Genomic DNA, 13245 nt, shown 5'->3' on the forward strand with positions numbered 1-13245 from the left:
CACTCAGCCAGGCCAGCCTCGCGGGCCGGAACCCTCACGCGGTAGAGCTTGCCGCGCCGGTCGCTGGGGCCAGGGGTGTCTCCCGTTACCAGCAGCACGTTGTTGTTCGCGGCGATCCAAAGGGCCCCGGTCTTGTCGAAGGCCAGGCCGAAGACCTGCTGCAGGCCGGTGCTCGCGGGGCCGGGAGAAGCCGTGTAGTCAATGCTGATGCGGTGGTCGATCTGGGCCGGGCGCAGGTTGAAGCCGTCGGGCGCGGGTTCAGGGGTGGTAGTGGCCGTGTTCGCTGTGTTCAGCGGCACCCGGATCAGGGTCTCCTGGTCGGCGTCGGCATCGCGGAAGGCCGCGCCGGTCAGGCCGTTGCTGCCGCCGTAGTCCCCCACCCACAGGGCGTTGTTCACCGCGTCGTAGAGCAGGGCCACCGGCTTCAGGATGCCGCGGGGGCCAGCACCCGGCTGGAGCACGGTGGTTGCCGTCCCAGACGTAGCCTCATACACCCGGCTGGCGTTGCTGATGTCCAGCCGCACCGGAATGTCGGAAAACGTCAGGTTGGTGGGTGCAGCGTGGCTACCGCCCGAGCAGCTCAGCGCCGAGGCGTTGATGCGGGCCAGCACCGAGCGGCGGCCGTAGGTTACGGTCTGGGTAGGGGCCGTGCCCGTGACCACATCTGCCTTGTAGTCGCCTGCGGTGAACCACAGGTTGCCCGCCCCGTCGAAGGCGATGGCGTGGATGTTCTGGGTGAGGGTGTAGCCATCCTGCGGGCGCACCAGCACGTTGGAGGTGTAGACCGCGCTGGGTGCCGTCACATCACCCGGCCCACTCAGGGCCGAGGCCGAGATGCAGACCAGCCGGCTTTCGAAGTCGTTGACCAGCCAGAGGTTGCCACTTGCGTCGAAGGCCAGGTCGGCAGGCTCGGGGTCTGAACCGAGGGCATCGGCGGTGATGGTCTTGTTGCCCGGGGCGCTGGGGCTCCAGTTGCCCGCCGCCAGGTTGGCCGCGCTGATGCGGACGATGCGGGCCGGGCTCGAAGGAGAGGTGTACTGGTACATCAGGTACAGGTTCCCCTGCGCGTCGAACTTCACCCGGAACAGGCCCGCTGCGCTGGGGCCGCTGCCGCCCGTGAAGGCCACCAGGCTGGGGCTGGCCTGGGCCAGCTCAAAGTCGGTGATGGTGTAGCCGGCGTCTGCACCCGCCGGACCCGTCGGGCCGAAGGCCCCGTTGCCCACCGCAAACACCCGCCCGGTCAGGCCGTCGCTGAAGGTAAGGGTGGTGCTGGCGCTGGGGCTGGCGTTGCTCACGGAAATGCTCTGGGAGTCGCTGGTGAGGAGGCTGTCCACCACCTGGCCCTCCACCGCCACCGGCTGGCCGGCCGAGGCGCCGTAGGCGCTCACGGTGTAGCTACCCAGGCGGCGCAGGGTAAGGGTAAGCGGGCCTGTAAAGGGCAGCGACTGGTTGCTGACCACCTGGGTCTCGACCGGACCGCTGCCGGGCTGAGCCGCCACGGTAAGGGTGACAACCGTACCCTGCTGGGGCAACCCGGCCAGGGTTACGTTCAGGGTGGGCTTGCTGTAGGTGAGGGCGGCGCTGTCGGAACCGCCCGAGGCGATGGTCAGGCTGGTTTTGGAGAGGGTGAAGGCATAGTCCTGCGGGCCGTTGTTGGTGATGGCGCTCGCGCTGATGGTGTAGGTGCCGGGAGCCAGGTTGCTGAAGGTCAGGGTGCCATTGTCCCTAAAGCTCCGGCTTACCGGGCTGCTGGGGCCGCCGGTGAGGGTTACGGTAGCATCGTTGGGCAAGGCCGCATCCAGACCGGTAATGCTGATGGTGGCCGTGCCGGTGCCCTCCACATAGAGGGCGTTGACGGTGGCCTCCTGGCCAGCGGTTACCGCTACCGTTGAGCCGTTTGCGGCGGTGCTGTAGGTCGAGCTGCCCTGGGTGCGGTCAGGGGCCTCCACGGTGTAGGTGCCGGGGGCCACATCCTCCAGGGTAGTGTCGGCATTGATGGGGCTGCTGTTCAGGTTGGAGCCGTTCTGCCGCTTGATGTTGATGCCCGCCTGAAGCCCGCTCGGCAGACCGGAGATGGTGATCTTTATCTTGCCGGTTACGGCCTGGTAGTTGACCGTGTGGCTCGCGGTCTGGCCAGCTTGCACGGCCACAGTGGCCCCGTTGCCCTCGTAGCCGTAGCCGTTCACCACCCTGCGGGTTACAGCAATGGTGTAGTTGCCGGGGTCCAGGTTGGTTAGGGTGGTCTCGCCAGTGGTGGTAATGTCGCGGCTGAAGTTACCTGGGCCGGTGACCCTCACCTGCGGGGTTACGCCGCTCGGCGCGTTCACCGTAATCTTTAGACTGCCTTTCTGCGGGCCTTGCGGACCGCAGGCCGCCAGCACCAGGGCCAGCAGCGAAACCAGGAGGAACCAGAAGCTTGGTCGTTTCATCCGCTTTTCACCTCCTGGAAAAAGGGTAGGGGCTAGGGCGTAATCCCAACGTTATAGCTGTTTGGGCGATAACCCCCGCATGGTTTCCACCCGGCATAACCCCGGGTGCCGTGCTGCACGGGAAGGCTACTCTTCAATAACGCCCCCGGTAACGAAAAAATCTCCCCCGCCCTAGCGGGGGAGGCAGGCCGCAACGGTCAGGGCAGCTTGTAGATGCGTCCGGGGCTGGGGGCCGGAGCCCCGGCGGTGCTCACCCAAAGCTTGCCGCCGCCGTCCACCGCGAGGGCGGTGATCTGCCCCTGCAGGCCGGCAATGGTGATGGGCCTAAGGTCTGCGGGAATGTTGGTGCTGCTGGTAGAGAGCTTGAGGATGTTGCTGGGCTGGGCCACGTACAGGTCGGGGCCAGCGATGGCGAGGTCCACTGGCTGGGCCAGGGGAGGCCCGCTGAGCACGGTTACCCCGGGGCTGTTCGTAGCAAGCTCCGCATTGGCCGGGTTCTGGGTTGTGGGGTTGAGGTCGGGACAGCTCAGGGTACCGGCGGCAACCCTGACCAGCCGGGCCGAGGCCCCGCTGCCCCCGGCCAGCCAGAGGTTCCCCTCGGCGTCGAAGGCCAGGGCGCGCATCCCCTCCACCGCGCTCCCGTAGTAGACCCGTCCTGGGGTGTCCAGGTTGCCCGTGGTGGAAATGCGCCCTGCCTGGTCGGCGGCGGAGTAGCAGACCAGCCGGCCGGGGGGGCTGAGGATGCCGTCGGAGTTGGCGCGGGCGGTGCTCTGGGGGTCGAGCACCCAGAGGTTGCCGGCAGCGTCCAGGGCCATATCGGTGGGGCTGTAGAGGTTGTAGTCCTGTATGGTGCTGGAGCCCACGCTGAAGGAGAAGGCCCCGTTGGTGATGACCAGCGGCGTGGGCGTGAACTGGTTGTTTACCGCGGTACTGCGGGCGTAGCGGCGGATGTAGACCCTAGGCTCAGGGGGCAAGTCGTCCCGCTTGAGCTCGTACAGGGTGCCGTCAGCAGCGAAGGTTAGGTGGTAGAGGCCCGCTTCGTCCGCGATTTGGCCCGAGGGCACGCTCCCCCCGCTTCCCCCCAGGTCGGCAGGGGTCAGGTAGAACCGGGCGCTGGGGTCGTCTTTGTTCGCGGCGTTGCCCGTGCCGTAGAGGCGGCCCTGGCCGTCGCCAGGGCTGCCCAAGAAGGCCAGGCTGCCGATGCCAAAGGGCGCAGCGAAGGTTTTTTCGGGGTTCACCTCGCCCGAGGGAGGGGGTGACGGGGTCTGCTTGGCGTAGGCCACCGTAACCTGGGTCTTCTGGCCCGCAGCCACGCTTACGGTTGCGGTGTTGCTGTTGCCCGGCGGGCTTACCTTGGCGCTGTAGGTCTCGCCAGCGGCGCTAACATCGTTAGCGGTAACGGTGTAGTTACCAGGGCCCACCTCCAGTGGGGGATTGGTGCTCCGGGAGAGGGGACGGCTGTAGCCGCCGGGGCCCTGTACCTGCACGTTCGCGTCCACGTCCGGGGGGAGGCCGGTGATGGTCACCTCGAGCTGACCTTGGGCCTGGGTGCGCACGCTCGGACAGGCGGTGAGGGGAAGCCCCAGCAGGATAAGAAGGGTTGTCCAGCGCAGCTTTTTCATAGCTCTTCTCTCGGGCCTTGGCCAGGCTAGGGGTATTTTAGCCAGGCTAGGGGTATTTTAGATAAAGAGGAGCCGTCCTGGGTGTTACGGCCCAGGGTAAAGGCCGGGTTTCACCTGGCAGGCCAGGTTCACGAAGGAAAGGGAAGACCCTGCAGGGAGCCAGGGGGGCTCAGAAACTCAGCGTTACCTGACCAAGCTTACCCAGGATGAGCATGGAGGCCACCGCTGCTGCGGTCAAGATGATGAGCAGCAGGGCCATGGCGATGTAGCGCAGGTCGGCGGTCTCGCTCTCCACTTCCAGGGTGCGGGGGCGCAAAGCCAGGTACAGAAGCCAGGTGATGGCCACAGAAAGAACCGCGAAGATGATGGCGAAAAACATCCTCCCTCCCGTACCCTGCTGGTTGGCGCGGGCGCCAGGCTTCCAGCAGGGCCTCCAGGCTTTTAGACTACCAGACCCAGGCCAAAGGTGGGTACCCCCGGGCTCAGCCTCCACGCAGGGCCCCTGCCGCAGGGGTAGGGAGGTGGAGGCCTGTCAAGGGGGTTCGTAAGGCCGTGGCCTAGGGGCGCCTCGAGCCAGCAGGGGCTGCCCAGCCCAGCGCCCGAGAGGCGCATGGCCCTCCAGATGTCCAGCCTCGGGGCAATGCGCCCCCTGAAGCGGCGGGTGGAAAAACCGGTGGCCCCAGCAGGTATGATTGGGGTGCTGTGCGCTACCTTGTGGTTTCTGACCTGCACGGCAACTGGCCGGCCCTGGAAGCGGTCTTGCGGGAGGCCAGGGGCTACGAGGCGGTGCTCTTTCTGGGCGACGCAGTAGGGTACTACCCCGACGCTAACCGGGTGCTGGACTGGCTGCGCTCGGTGAACGCCAAAGGGGTGCTGGGCAACCACGACATCTGGCTCCTGGAGATCAACTCCATGCAAATTGACGGGCCGGTGCTGGAGATTCTGGCCTGGCAGGCCGAGCGACTCAGCCCGGAGAACCGGGCCTACCTGGCAAGCCTGCCCTGGACAACCGAAGTAGAGGGGGCTCTGCTGGTGCACGGCAGCCCGCTGGACCCTTTGGCCTACCTGGAGGAGCTGGAGCAGGCGCGGGAGGTTTTCGAGCGGGTGCCCCATCGCTTTGTCTTCCACGGCCACACCCACCTGGCAGGAAGCTACCTGGCCCTGGAAAGGCCGGGCCAGGACCGGCTGGTGCGCTACCAGCGCTACGCCAACGGAGGGGAGCTCATCGTGGCCCCCCGGGTTCGGGCCATCGTAAACCCAGGCTCCACCGGCCAGCCCCGCGACGGGGTGGTGGGGGCGGCCTATGCGATATGGGACCTCGAGGAGAACCTGATTGAGTTCCACCGGGCTCGGTACAACCTCGAGCACGTCCTGGCCCGGCTGCACCACGAGCGGTTCCCGATGTGGCTCTACGAGCGGCTGGTGCTGGGGAAGTAGCCATGCGGGTTCTAGGACACGAACCTATCCTGGAGTTTCTGCCCAGGGCCCGAGCCCAGGCCTTCCTCTTCACCGGGCCCGAAGGGGTAGGCCGGCGCACGGTGGCCCGCTGGTACGCGGCTGGTCTCAACTGCCCTCAGGGCTTCCCTCCCTGCGGCCGGTGCGCCTCGTGCCGGCTGGAGCCCCACCCCGACTACCTGGAGGTGGCCCCGCAGGGTGAGACCAGGTCCGGCCGCCGCTCCCGCCAACCCCAGATACGCCTGGAACAGATTGCCCCCCGGGAGGAGGGGGAGGAGGTGAGCCTTCTGGAGTGGCTTACCACCCATCCCCGCTACCGGGCCAAGGTAGCGGCCATCGATGGGGCCCATCTCCTGAGCGAGCCCGCCGCAAACGCCCTTTTGAAGGTGCTGGAGGAGCCCCCGAGCTTTGCCCGGCTGGTCCTCATCGCCCCCAGCCGAGCGCAGGTGCTGCCCACGCTGGCCAGCCGATGCCTGGAGGTGGCTTTCGCCCCCCTGCCCGAGGCCCTACTGCGCACCCTGAGCCAGGACCCCGAGGTGCTGGCCTACGCGGAAGGCTCGGTGGGTCGGCTGCGCTTTGCTTTGGAGCAACCCGCGGCGTTCAACCGGCTCACCGACCGGACCCAGGGGGTGCTGGAGGCGATGGGCCGGGGCCCCGCCCAGACCCTGGAGGCCCTGGGGCTCCTGCTGGAACACGAGGAGGCCCTCCCCTACCTGGCCCGCCGCCTAGGCCAGGTCTTGCCGGTGGAAAGCCCGGCCTACAGGCAGGCCCTGGAAGCCATCCAGAAGGCCCAGGAGGCGCTTGGGGCCTACGTGGGCGAGGAGCTGGTGCGGACCTGGCTGGCCCTCAAGCTAGCACCCAGGTAGCCCCCTGCCTTAGGCTAGACATGGACCAAGGCGCTCAGCCTGGCCGAATGGAGGGAGCATGAACTGCGTTGGCGTGCGGTTTCCGCACAGCCCCAAAATCCACGATTACGGCTACAGCGGAGAGCCCCCTCCGGTGGACAGCTGGGTGGTGGTGCGCAGCCCAAGGGGCCTCGAGCTGGCCAAGGTGCGCTCCAGCCCCCACCCGGGACGGGCGGCGGGCCAGGTGGTGCGGCCCGCCACCCCAGAAGACCTGGACAAACACGCCCGGCTCAAGGCCCGCGGCGAGGACATCCAGTGGTGGCTCCGGGCCCGGCTGCGCCGGGAAGGGGTGCGGGCTAAGGTGCTGGGCTGTAGCTTCACCCTAGACGGCAACCACATTGTGGTGCACTACGCCGCCGAGGAGCGGATTGACCTCCGGCGCTGGGTCGGCGAGCTGGGCCGCATGTCCGGAGCCCGGGTAGAGTTCGTGGCCCTGGGGCCCCGCGACCAGACCGCCTTCCTGGGCACCCTGGGGGCTTGCGGGATGGAGGCCTGCTGCTCAACCTGGCTGGGGGAGTTCGCCCAGGTCTCCATCAGGATGGCCCGCGACCAGCAGCTGCCGCTTTCACCGGAGAAGATTTCTGGCCCCTGCGGCCGCCTCCTTTGCTGCTTGCAGTACGAGCACGAACACTACCAGGAGCTCCTGGCCGACCTGCCGCGCAAAAACGCCCGGGTCTGCAGCCTTCAGGGGGTTTGCGGCAAGGTTGCCAAGCTCAACCCCCTTTCGGGCACCGTGGAGGTGCTCACCGAGGAGGGCAGTCTGGTGACCCTACACAAAAGCGAGCTGAACCCCGGGTGAGGCATGCTCGAGCCGGGCCGGGTACTCGCGCAAAGCCTAGCGCTGTTGTTCCGGCGGCCGCTGGGGGTGCTGGGATTGCTGGGCCAGGCCCTTCTGGTAAGCCTCCTCAGCCTGGGCCTGCTGACCGGACCAATGCAGGTGGGGGTCTACACCGTGCTCCTGGACTACGTCCGCGGCGGTTCCTGGCGGCCCCAGGGGCTTTGGGGCCACCTTACCCTACCCCACCTGGTGGCGGGCTGGGTGTACGGGGCCAGCGTGCTGGCGGTCTTCTGGGTAGGCCTATCCCCAATTGCGCCCCAGCCCGGCCTGGCAGGGGTGCTCGGCTTTTTGGGAATGGTGGCCGTGCAACTCCTCTGGTTCTACACCTTCCAGATCTTGGCCGAAGGCCCCACCCCCTGGCCGATGGCCCTGCGGCAGGGGTGGAACCTAATCCTGCAGGGCGGCCTGCTCCGCCACCTGTGGCTCATCGCCCTGCTCGAGGCCCTCATCCTGCTGACCTCCCTCCTGGGCTGGCTTCCCCTACAGCTCGCCGTCTACCTGGCCCTGCTGGGGCTCTCCACCCTGGTCCGGGCGGTGGCCTATGTCCGGCTGCGGAGCACCTAGCCTTTCGCCAGCGGAACCCCTGCCTGCGTTGGGAAGCTGGCCCAGGCCGCTGGGCGCACCCCCTGGGCCAGCAGGCGCTGGGCCAGGGCCTGCTTCAGCTCGTCCAGACCCAGCCCGCTCAGGGCCGAGACCGGCAGGCCGGAAAGCCGCTCCTTCAGGAATTCCAGGTCGTACCCCCCCGCCGCATCGGCCTTGGCCAGCACCAGCAGGCGCGGGGCTTCCACCCCCAGCTCACCCAGCAGGTCCTCAACCACCCCGTAGCGCTCCAGGGCCCCTTCCTGGGAGGCGTCTAGAACGTGCAACAGGACATCTGCATCGCGCAGCTCCTCCAGCGTGGAGCGAAACGCCTCGAGCAGGTCCTCCGGCATCCGGCGGATGAAGCCCACTGTATCGGTGTAGAGCACCTCGCCTACCCCGGGCAGGAAGCCCCGCCGGGTAAGCGGGCGCAGGGTAGCAAAGAGCTTGTTCTCGCCCTGGTCGCCTTTCCTGGCCAAAGCGTGCATCAGGGTGGTTTTGCCGGCGTTGGTGTAGCCCACCACGCTCACTATGGGAACCCCGGAGCGCTCCCGCTGGCGGCGGGCCTCCTGGCGACGGGCAGCCATCTCGCGAAGCTTGCGGGTAAGTTCGGCAATTCGGTCCTGCAGCCGGCGCCGGTCCAGCTCGAGCTTGGTCTCCCCTGGCCCCCGGGTGCCAATCCCGCCGCCCAGCCGGGAGAGGACCCGGCCCTGGCCCACCAGGCGGGGCAGCAGGTACTTGAGCTGGGCCAGCTCCACCTGCACCTTGGCCTCGGGGGTGCGGGCGTGCTGGGCGAAGATGTCCAGGATAAGCTGGGTGCGGTCCAGCACCTTGAGGCCGGTAACCGCCTCCAGCTCCCGGGCCTGCGCCGCGGAGAGCTCCACCCCGAAGATAAGGGTGCCGGCGTTCTGGTGGTAGGCGTGGGAGACCAGCTCGTCCACCTTGCCCCGGCCCACCGCGTAGCGGGGGTCCAGGCTGGGCCGGTAGACCAGCTCCTTGTAGGCCACCACCGCCCCCGCGGTGCGGGCCAGCTCCACCAGCTCGGCCAGGTCGGCCTCGGCCTGCACCCCCTCCCCGCGGTCAATCCCCACCAGCACCGCCCGCTCCCCTGCCCCATCCCGCAGGTCAAGCCCCCGGGCCTGCCGGGAAAGCTCCTCCTCCAACGCCGCCACCGCCGCCCCCAGGTCCCAATCCAGGTACTCGTGGTAGGGCCGCACGGGCAGAATCTGCCAGTCCTCCTCAATGGCCTTGGGCGGCGAAAGCAGGGCTAGGTGGAGCTGGGTTGGGTGCCCCTCGGCCACTTCCAGGGCTGCGATGGCGTCCAGACGGTTCAAGAAGAGCACCGAGAGGTCGGGGCGTGAAAGCCCCCCTCCCCCCAGGTGGGTGTGCAGCAGGCGGTAGCCCGACAGGCGGGTCTCCACCAGGGCCGACTCTGGGATGGGCAGCTCCCGGGCATCGCCCACCGCCACCCTGAGCACCCGCCCACCCCGGTCCATGAGCAGGCCGATGGGCTTCCCCAGCTCAGCCGAGAGGGCCGCCAGGGTGCGGGCCAGCTCAGCGGTGAGCACCCGGTTGGGGGGTACGCGGCGGTTATAGAGGTTGGCCAGCCGCTTCCTTTCGCTGGGCTTTAGACCGTTGGTACGTCCAAAGATTTTCTCCACGAGCCACCTGTGGTTCCCAAAGGCAAGCCCGCCCCCTAGACCGCTGGTGCCTGGGGGACGGGTTCCGAACGCTCAACTTGGTAAAAGTATAGCACCCCAGGCCCGGGAGATAATGGCCGGACTCACAACTCCGACCCGGGGGCTTGGTATAACTTGGGCGGGAAATTATGCGCCTGCTGACGGCAATTCTGGTGGTGGGCTTAGGGGTACTGGCCTTCACCCCTAAAGCCGCCTCAAGCCCTGGAAAGGCCGACTGGATCGTGGTCCTCGGGGCCGCACAGTACAACGGCGAACCCTCGGTCATCTTCCGCAATCGGCTTGAGGCCGCTCTCCAGCTCTACCGCCAGGGCTATGCCCCGCGCATTGCGGTGACCGGGGGGCGCCGGCCGGGCGACCGCTACAGCGAGGGGGAGGTGGGCTGCCGCTACCTGGAGGCCCGGGGGGTGCCCCGAAGGGCGCTGTTCTGCGAACAGAAGAGCCGGCGGACCTGGGAGAACCTCAGCAACATCGCCCCAGTGCTGGGCGGCTCGAGGGCCATCATCGTCACCGACGAACCCCACCTGCCCCGGGCGCTCATCCTGGCCGATCAGCTCGGCCTAAGGGCCACGGGCTACGCGGTCCGGGGGAATTTCAGGGAGTCCTACCGGCAGCGGGAGGCCTGGCTGGCCCTCCTGGCCCGGCTGGGGATTCGCTGAACCAAGGCTCGGAACGGGCACCAGCACAAATCGCCGCAACAGCCCACCAACCCTGCCGCTGGACCCAAGCTCGCATCTGCCGCGGGAAAACCTGCTAAACGGCAATCTTGGGTTGGCCCGACCGAAGCCCCTCAAGCCTATCCTACCCCCGCAGCCTGAAAAGCCCCGGCCACCACCTCCTGAGCCTCCCGCACCACCTGCTCCAGGTGCTCAGGCCCCCTGAAGCTTTCGGCGTAGATTTTGTAGACATCCTCGGTGCCCGAAGGCCTGGCGGCAAACCAAGCACTCTCGGTAACCACCTTCAGCCCCCCGATGGGCTGGTTGTTGCCGGGGGCGTGGGTTAGTTTGGCCAGGATGGGCTCCCCAGCCAGCTCGGTGGCCCGAACCATCTCGGGGGAGAGGCTTCCCAAGACCCTCTTCTGCTCAGGGGTAGCTTCGGCGTCTATGCGGGTGTAGGCCGAGGCGCCGAAGCGAGCCTCCAGATCCCGGTAGTGCTGGTGGGGCGAAGCACCGGTCTTAGCCAGAATCTCGGCGGCCAGAAGGCCCAGCACAATACCGTCCTTATCGGTGCTCCAGACCCGGCCGTCCATGCGCAGGAAGGAGGCCCCAGCACTCTCCTCCCCAGCAAAACCCAAAGCCCCCGAGCGCAGCCCCTCCACAAAATACTTGAAGCCCACCGGCACCTCGTAGAGCCGTCGGCCCAGGGCCTGGGCCACCCGGTCAATCATGCTGCTGCTGACCAGGGTCTTTCCCACAGCGGTCTCCGGCCGCCAGGCCGGGCGGTGCTGGAAGAGGTAGTTCACGCAGACGGCCAGGTAATGGTTGGGACTCATCAGCCCCTCAGGGGTCACGATGCCGTGCCGGTCGGCATCGGGGTCGTTGCCTATGGCTAGGTCAAAGCGGTCCTTGAGACCGATGAGCGAAGCCATGGCGTAGGCTGAGGAACAGTCCATGCGAATCCGGCCGTCCCTATCGAGGGTCATGAAGGCAAAGCTTGGGTCTACACGCTCGTTGACCACGCTCAATTCCAGGCGATACCGCTCAGCTATGCGCCGCCAGACCCCCAAAGAGGCCCCTCCCAAGGGGTCTACCCCGATGCGCACCCCCGCTGCCCGGATAGCCCCCATGTCCACAATCCCCTCGAGGCCCTCCACATAAGGGGTCACAAAGTCGTACTCGCGCACCGCCTGCAGGGCTTTGGCCAAGGGCCAGCGCCGCACCTCCGAAAGCCCCCCGGTCAGAATTTGGTTGGCCCGCTCCTGGATGGCCCGGGTTACCTGGGTGTCCGCAGGGCCCCCATGGGGCGGGTTGTACTTGAAGCCGCCATCTTGGGGCGGGTTGTGGCTCGGGGTGATCACGATTCCATCGGCCAAACCCTGGCTGCGACCCCAGTTGTGCGTCAGGATGGCGTGGGAGACCAAAGGGGTCGGGGTATAGCCCCGGCCCTCAGCTACCCAAACCTCCACCCCGTTGGCCGTGAGGACCTCCACCGCGCTCATCCAGGCTGGTTCGGAGAGGGCGTGGGTGTCCATCCCCAGAAAGAGGGGGCCGGTAACCCCCTGGGCCTTGCGGTGCTCGGCCACAGCCTGAGCGATGGCCAGGATGTGGGCCTCATTGAAGGTACCCAGAAGGGAACTGCCCCGGTGCCCGCTGGTGCCGAAGGCCACCCGCTGGGCCGGGTCGGCCGGGTCGGGCCTTATGGTGTAGTAGCTGCTGACCAACCGGGGAACGTTGACCAAAGCGTCCAGAGGGGCAGGCTGACCGGCTAAGGGATGGGCGGGCATAGCGGCTCCTTCTGCGGAGTCTATTGTAAGCCGGGCAACCCAGCCAGGGTTAGGCCTGTGAGAGCTCCCGGCCTTTGTGCAGGGCCTCTATCCGGTCCACCACATACTCAGCAAAAGGCATGGCCGCAGTCCAGGCAGGGGATATAGCGTTGAGCACATGCAGGCCCTCAGCGTTGCCCTCGAGGGTGAAGTCCATCACCAGCTTCTTTTCCTGATGGTCGAAGAGCTGGGCCCGGATGCCCGGGCGGCCCCAGGTGCGGAAGTTCTCCCGCCGAACCCCCTCCGCGAGGGCCGAGGCCTGGGCCACCAGGTAGGCCTGGGAGTATTTCCTGATTTCCTCAAGGGCAATCCCCCGGAAGTTGAAGTCGTTGCGGAGGAAAAGGATGGCCTCATCGCGGAGGATGGAGAGGGCCTCCCGGGCATCAAAACCGGAAAGCCCCTGGTAGTTCTCCCGCCAGAAGGCAGGGATGGCCGTGGGGCCCACCTTTACCTTTCCGTCTACCGTGACCGTGAAGTGAACCCCCAAGAAGGTGTTCCGGAGGTCTGGAACCGGGTAGATGTTGGTCCTCAAGGAGCCCGGCGGCTCGGAGCCGTAGAGATAAAGCCCCTTGAAGGGCAGGATGCGGTAGCGCAGCCCCAGGCCAAAGTCGTGGGCCACCCTATCGGCGTGCAGCCCCGCTGCGTTGACCACGAAACCCGCGCTGTAAACCTGCTGCGGGGTGATGATGTCGGTGCCGCGCCGAGCCTGGTAGGGGGTGTTGAGGTGGATTTCTATACCCCGCTCCCGGCACTCCCTCGCCACTGCCGCCATGCACTCCTGGGGGTCTACGGTGGCGGTGTTGGGCGACCAAAGGGCCAGCTCCGTGGTCTTGACCCGAGGCTCTATCCCCTTGGCCTCCTTGGCGGAGATGAGGTAGGTCTCCACCCCGTTGAGATCGCCCCTGCGCTTGAGCTCCCGCAGGCCTTCTACTTCCTGCTCGTTTTTGGCCACCACCAGCTTGCCGCAGCGGTTGATCCGCAGGCCCCGCTCCTCCACAAAGCGCTTCCAGCGAGCGTTTCCCTCCCGGGTAAAGCGGGCCTTGAGGGAGTCGGCGGTGTAGTAGAAGCCCGCGTGGAGCACCCCGGAGTTGCGCCCGGAGCCATGCTGGGCCAGCTCTTTTTCCTTCTCGAGCACCACGATTTTGGCGCTGGGGTTGCGCCGGGCGAGCTCGAGGGCGATGGTCAGCCCCACAATGCCCGCACCGATGACCAGGTAGTCGCAGGTTTTCATCCCTCCA

11 protein-coding genes are annotated in these 13245 nt (G+C 67.1%); 5 read left to right on the top strand and 6 right to left on the bottom strand.

Annotated features, from left to right (window positions below; all coding sequences use genetic code 11):
* From NZ849_RS05070 to NZ849_RS05080, 3 genes are all read right to left on the bottom strand, one after another.
* Positions 1–2429 (bottom strand): hypothetical protein (locus tag NZ849_RS05070; RefSeq protein WP_295404895.1); only part of this gene is annotated, 2429 nt, incomplete at its 3' end.
* 197 nt (positions 2430–2626) lie between these two features.
* Positions 2627–4051: a hypothetical protein gene (locus NZ849_RS05075; RefSeq protein WP_295404898.1), complete on the bottom strand. Its 1425-nt coding sequence runs from the start codon at positions 4049–4051 to the stop codon at positions 2627–2629.
* Positions 4052–4220: 169 nt separating this feature from the next.
* A complete protein-coding gene (locus tag NZ849_RS05080) occupies positions 4221–4430 on the bottom strand; it encodes a hypothetical protein (RefSeq protein ID WP_295404901.1) in 210 nt (69 codons plus the stop codon).
* A 323-nt stretch (positions 4431–4753) separates the two neighbouring features.
* Between NZ849_RS05080 and NZ849_RS05085 the strand changes: the two genes are divergently transcribed.
* Genes NZ849_RS05085 through NZ849_RS05100 form a run of 4 tightly spaced genes read left to right on the top strand, consistent with a single transcriptional unit; the run spans position 4754 to position 7813 of the window.
* Complete coding sequence (locus NZ849_RS05085) at positions 4754–5488, top strand: metallophosphoesterase family protein (RefSeq protein ID WP_295404904.1); 735 nt, start codon at positions 4754–4756, stop codon at positions 5486–5488.
* A gap of 2 nt (positions 5489–5490) precedes the next feature.
* Complete coding sequence (locus tag NZ849_RS05090) at positions 5491–6372, top strand: hypothetical protein (RefSeq protein ID WP_295404907.1); 882 nt, start codon at positions 5491–5493, stop codon at positions 6370–6372.
* Positions 6373–6430: 58 nt separating this feature from the next.
* Positions 6431–7210, top strand: coding sequence for a regulatory iron-sulfur-containing complex subunit RicT (locus NZ849_RS05095; RefSeq protein ID WP_295404910.1), 780 nt, complete (start codon positions 6431–6433; stop codon positions 7208–7210).
* 3 nt (positions 7211–7213) lie between these two features.
* Positions 7214–7813, top strand: coding sequence for a hypothetical protein (locus NZ849_RS05100; protein ID WP_295404913.1), 600 nt, complete (start codon positions 7214–7216; stop codon positions 7811–7813).
* On the opposite strand, the gene hflX is transcribed toward NZ849_RS05100, so the two are convergent.
* A complete protein-coding gene (gene hflX, locus NZ849_RS05105; RefSeq protein WP_295404916.1) occupies positions 7810–9489 on the bottom strand; it encodes a GTPase HflX in 1680 nt (559 codons plus the stop codon). The two genes, NZ849_RS05100 and hflX, sit on opposite strands and share 4 nt — an antisense overlap.
* A gap of 167 nt (positions 9490–9656) precedes the next feature.
* Here hflX and NZ849_RS05110 point away from each other — a divergent pair, with 167 nt between their 5' ends.
* The gene (locus NZ849_RS05110; RefSeq protein WP_295404919.1) at positions 9657–10184 is read left to right on the top strand and encodes a YdcF family protein; all 528 of its coding nucleotides are present in this window, start codon (positions 9657–9659) and stop codon (positions 10182–10184) included.
* A gap of 137 nt (positions 10185–10321) precedes the next feature.
* Here the strand turns inward: NZ849_RS05110 and pgm are convergent, their stop codons facing one another.
* Both pgm and lhgO read right to left on the bottom strand, forming a co-directional pair.
* Complete coding sequence (pgm, locus tag NZ849_RS05115) at positions 10322–11968, bottom strand: phosphoglucomutase (alpha-D-glucose-1,6-bisphosphate-dependent) (protein WP_295404921.1); 1647 nt, start codon at positions 11966–11968, stop codon at positions 10322–10324.
* A gap of 49 nt (positions 11969–12017) precedes the next feature.
* Positions 12018–13238, bottom strand: coding sequence for an L-2-hydroxyglutarate oxidase (gene lhgO, locus NZ849_RS05120; RefSeq protein WP_295404924.1), 1221 nt, complete (start codon positions 13236–13238; stop codon positions 12018–12020).
* Positions 13239–13245: the final 7 nt, after the last annotated feature.

Source organism: Meiothermus sp., from assembly GCF_025060375.1.
GTDB lineage: Bacteria > Deinococcota > Deinococci > Deinococcales > Thermaceae > Meiothermus.

Coding starts and splice junctions, on each gene's coding strand:
- NZ849_RS05090 (WP_295404907.1), top strand. CDS start 5,491: ATGCGGGTTCTAGGACACGAACCTATCCTGGAGTTTCTGCCCAGGGCC.
- NZ849_RS05095 (WP_295404910.1), top strand. CDS start 6,431: ATGAACTGCGTTGGCGTGCGGTTTCCGCACAGCCCCAAAATCCACGAT.
- NZ849_RS05080 (WP_295404901.1), bottom strand. CDS start 4,430: ATGTTTTTCGCCATCATCTTCGCGGTTCTTTCTGTGGCCATCACCTGG.
- NZ849_RS05110 (WP_295404919.1), top strand. CDS start 9,657: ATGCGCCTGCTGACGGCAATTCTGGTGGTGGGCTTAGGGGTACTGGCC.
- NZ849_RS05075 (WP_295404898.1), bottom strand. CDS start 4,051: ATGAAAAAGCTGCGCTGGACAACCCTTCTTATCCTGCTGGGGCTTCCC.
- NZ849_RS05100 (WP_295404913.1), top strand. CDS start 7,214: ATGCTCGAGCCGGGCCGGGTACTCGCGCAAAGCCTAGCGCTGTTGTTC.
- lhgO (WP_295404924.1), bottom strand. CDS start 13,238: ATGAAAACCTGCGACTACCTGGTCATCGGTGCGGGCATTGTGGGGCTG.
- pgm (WP_295404921.1), bottom strand. CDS start 11,968: ATGCCCGCCCATCCCTTAGCCGGTCAGCCTGCCCCTCTGGACGCTTTG.